We start from the raw sequence: 706 nt of genomic DNA, 5'->3' as shown, positions 1-706 counted from the left end.
GGCCACGGCGTTCACCGGCGTCACGCCCCAGCCCTGCGGTGCGCCCAGGCGCTCGCGCTGCGCGGGCGTGAGCGGCGCGCTCAGCGAGCCGAAGGTGGCCAGCGGAAAGGTCTCGCCCTGGAACAGGCCGAGCTGCTGCGCAAAGGCGTTGCTGGCCACGATGAGCTGCGGCGCCTCGATGCGCCCCTGCGCGGTGTGGGCCACCACCGCGTGCGGGGCGATGTGCAGCGCGTGCACGGGCGTGTTCTCGTACAGCGCGACCTGGGCGGGCAGCGCATCGGCCAGGCCCCGGCACAGCGCGGCCGGGTTGAGCAGCACCGTGCCCGGCGTGTACAGCCCGGCGGCGAAGTAGCGCGTGCCCAGGCGCGCGGCGAGCGCATCGCGGTCCAGCCGTTCGTGCGGCTCGCCCAGTGCGCAAAGCTCCTGGGCGTGGTGGTCCAGCGTGCGCCCGGCCGCGGGCGACACGGCACAGTGGTACTTGCCCGCGCGGCGCCACTGGCAGTCGATGGCGTGCGCGGCGATGTGCCGCTGCAGGTCGGCCATGCCCGCGGCCAGCAGGCGCTGGTAGTGCGCGGCCTGGCGCAGCTCTTCGAGCGAACTGCCCACGTTGTGCGGCACGTCGATGGCGAAGCCGGAGTTGCGGCCCGAGGCGTTGTCGCCCACCATGCCCGCATCGACCAGCACCACGTGCGCGTGCGGGGCGCAG

Annotated in this window: 1 protein-coding gene; it reads right to left on the bottom strand. The window is 74.6% G+C overall.

Annotated elements, in window-relative coordinates:
* Positions 1 to 706, bottom strand: a 706-nt coding sequence (locus tag AC27IQ_RS26340; RefSeq protein WP_487091418.1) for an NAD(P)/FAD-dependent oxidoreductase, incomplete at both ends; no start/stop codon positions are given.

It is taken from the genome of Acidovorax sp. KPB24-07, from assembly GCF_057543315.1.
The sequence above is the reverse complement of the archived record's forward strand: the minus strand, read 5'-3'. Positions and strand labels throughout refer to the sequence as shown.